Below are 3,004 nucleotides of genomic sequence, written 5' to 3'. Positions count from 1 at the left end.
GGCCCCGCCAACTTGCACATTTTTGTATGCTGACTTTTCGCCAGCTTCTGTGTTGGGCCCCACCCCAACTTGCATTGTCTGTTGAAATTGGTGATCCAATTTCTCTATGTTGGGGCCCCGCCAACTTGCATTGTCTGTTGGAATTGGTGATCCTATTTCTCTCTGTTGTGGCCCCACCCCAACTTGCATTGTTTGTAGAATTTCTTTTCGAAATTCTCTGTGTTGGGGCCCCACGAGTATTGAAAAAACTTGTTATAAGCTTATTTTCATTTAGTCAACTACTACCAATATAGCACTAGAACTGGAAATGATAATTTAATAATGTACACTTTTGATTATTTAAACATGTACATATTTTAAAAAATAGAAGAGCAAAGTAAATAATTGATATAGTTATTTTGAGAGTAATCCTAGGAACTATTGTATTTATATTTGTCTCCCCTACTTTTAAATGTCATTCATTATACATAAGCATTTTGATATAGAATTTATCACATATGCAAATTGAAAACAGGTTAAGACCATTTTTTGTCTCAACCTGTTTTATTTATTATCTATTTATAATTTCATCAATTTCTTTGTATATTTTTTCTAATGCAACTTTAGCATCAGCCATTGATACGAAATCATTTTTCTTAAGTGCCGCTTTAGCTCTATATTCATTCATCATAATCGTACGTTTATAATATGGATTTAAGCTTCCTGCAGCTAATGCATATACATTCGATTTGTTAAGTAAAGTTCTTAATTCTTCTGCTATGCGTTTATCATGAAACTGACTTTCAGTTAAATATTTGTCCAGACTACTTGCATCTGCTTTATTCCCTTCTATAGTTGCTATCCCAGTTGATGATAAAAGTAATGCTAATGTTCCTGTTAATATATATTTTTTAAATTTCATTGTAAACTCTCCTTAAAATTGATACTTAACGATTATATAGTCAATTTTAGGAAAGTTACATTAACCTGGCATTAAATAGCATAGTCGTTTTATTAATAAAAAATAATATAATATTAAATTATTTTGAACTTAAAATAATGACAGAAGTATTATCTCACTAATCCTTGTTTTAATACATTATCAATTCGCTCTTGTAAGACCATTTTCTTCACTTTGTATTCAAACGAAACTAAGTTGACTGCCTTTTGTGCTTTTCTGTGTGCACTGACAGTATGTGTTTTTTCAAATTCTCTCACAAGATTTTGAGCTTGAATCAATTTTTGTTCTTTTTTAATAGTTGCATCAGTTTTTGCTGCTGGTTTATTAAATTGTGGACGTGCACCATATTCGAATGTACCATCGTTAAATTCTAAAATATTATAGTCATGTTTGAATTTAATATATTTAGGTGTTGAGTTAAATTTTGGTCTAGATTGATATTTAAAAGTACCATCATTGTACTCTACGATATTGTGATTAATACTCACTGGTTTCTTTTCTCTTGGACCGTATCCTTCGCTCGCATCTGCTGTTGACGCAATTGTAGTTGTAGTAATACCTATTGCCGCTATTGTTAATAAAGATTTTGCTATCAATTTATTTTTCATGTTAATTATCCTCCAAATTATTATCTTACATTTATTAAGTTATCCTATTTATACAACTTTTGAAATTAACTAATTATTAATTAACTATAAACACTTTATAATATAGACAAAATATAGTTATCTATCTTGTGACTCATCAGCACTTATACACTAGTCAAAAAATTCACGCCTCTACTTTTTCGAATTTCAAAAATAAAACCACACAACAAAAAAAGACACCATTTGAATGTTGGTGTCTGATGGTATAATTTCATAGATTTTATTTGTAACTTCTCATTCTATAGTTAAATATTGTGACCCAGCTAATGATTAACGTTGGTAGAATTACTAAATTCAAATTAGACACGTCAAAAAAGACAGATTGGAAATTGTCGATATTAATATCATTAATGTCCATTTTTTCATTTACTGCTTGATAGATCGCAAAGTAAACTAAGAACCATTGAATTAAATGCTCTAAAACGACAACCTCTGTCAAATCGACATTCTTTTTTCTAAAAAGTAATCTAACTATAAATAATTGGAATATACTTGAAATCAAGATCAATATAATACCCATTAAGAAAAAACTACCAAAATCAATTGTGATAAATTGAATAATACCATAAATAATTACGGCAGATATTGCCAGTGAAATATATCCTATAAAGATAAATACCACACCCATAAAGAGTGTCTTTAAGAACAGAAAAGGCTTCTTTCTATTTGTAACCAAATAGCTCAATATACAAAGTAGTAATAGAATTGTTAAAATTTTAATTATCATCGTTTGACCTCAATATATTTATTTATATCTTTATTATTGACCACGAAAAATAACAATCACTTAAGTGATTGCCAATAATACTCATTGCCTACTCTATAGTAATCTTGGCACGTGATTTTACACTATTTTATCTATTTAAAAATGTAAGTGTTGAATTATGCTTACTTCGAAAATGCATAATTCAACTAAATAGTATAATTTTTAACTTATATATTAATCATAACATATCAACCATAATTAGAATATATCTCTTATTTCTTTATAAGTAAAATTATACATATTAATTACTTCTCTACTATGAATCATTTCTTTGTTTTATAAAAAATATATATCAAAAAAGCTATATGTATAACAATTTGGAGTGTTTGTCTACCCAACATTGCAAACAAAATGCAAAGAAATATATATCGTTTTAACAATAAAAATTATCCAATCATAGTTGAGTGACGTTTACTACTATTATTATACTATCAACAAATTCAATAATACCTCAAATAAAAATAATACCATCAAATTCATCATTATTCTTTTTCGATTGCATTAAACCTTATTAATTTGCACTTAATTTTAATTAATGAAGTGTTAACTGGTAAATGCATGAAACCGTTTGTAAAATAGCAGTGTACTCGCATTAGTAAGTACAAATTTATTTTACAGGGAGAACTTATTATGAAAAAAAATATCACAAAA

General features: G+C 28.0%; 4 protein-coding genes. All 4 read right to left on the bottom strand.

From position 1 onward, the window contains the following. Positions 1–189: hypothetical protein (locus IDG60_RS09750; RefSeq protein WP_165624675.1), on the bottom strand; the 189-nt coding region annotated here is incomplete at its 3' end. 361 nt (positions 190–550) lie between these two features. Next, positions 551–901, bottom strand: a complete 351-nt coding sequence (gene scb, locus IDG60_RS09745; protein WP_000669537.1) for a complement inhibitor SCIN-B — start codon at positions 899–901, stop codon at positions 551–553. Positions 902–1,050: 149 nt separating this feature from the next. Further along, positions 1,051–1,548 carry a complement convertase inhibitor Efb gene (efb, locus tag IDG60_RS09740; protein ID WP_000791581.1) on the bottom strand — a complete coding sequence of 166 codons (498 nt, stop codon included), beginning with the start codon at positions 1,546–1,548 and terminating at the stop codon, positions 1,051–1,053. Between the two features lie 259 nt (positions 1,549–1,807). After that, positions 1,808–2,314, bottom strand: a complete 507-nt coding sequence (locus IDG60_RS09735) for an SA1002 family membrane protein (protein WP_000584398.1) — start codon at positions 2,312–2,314, stop codon at positions 1,808–1,810. Positions 2,315–3,004: the final 690 nt, after the last annotated feature.

The organism is Staphylococcus sp. EG-SA-2 (genome assembly GCF_017152085.1).
The sequence above is the reverse complement of the archived record's forward strand: the minus strand, read 5'-3'. Positions and strand labels throughout refer to the sequence as shown.

Coding starts and splice junctions, on each gene's coding strand:
- scb (WP_000669537.1), bottom strand. CDS start 901: ATGAAATTTAAAAAATATATATTAACAGGAACATTAGCATTACTTTTA.
- IDG60_RS09735 (WP_000584398.1), bottom strand. CDS start 2,314: ATGATAATTAAAATTTTAACAATTCTATTACTACTTTGTATATTGAGC.
- efb (WP_000791581.1), bottom strand. CDS start 1,548: ATGAAAAATAAATTGATAGCAAAATCTTTATTAACAATAGCGGCAATA.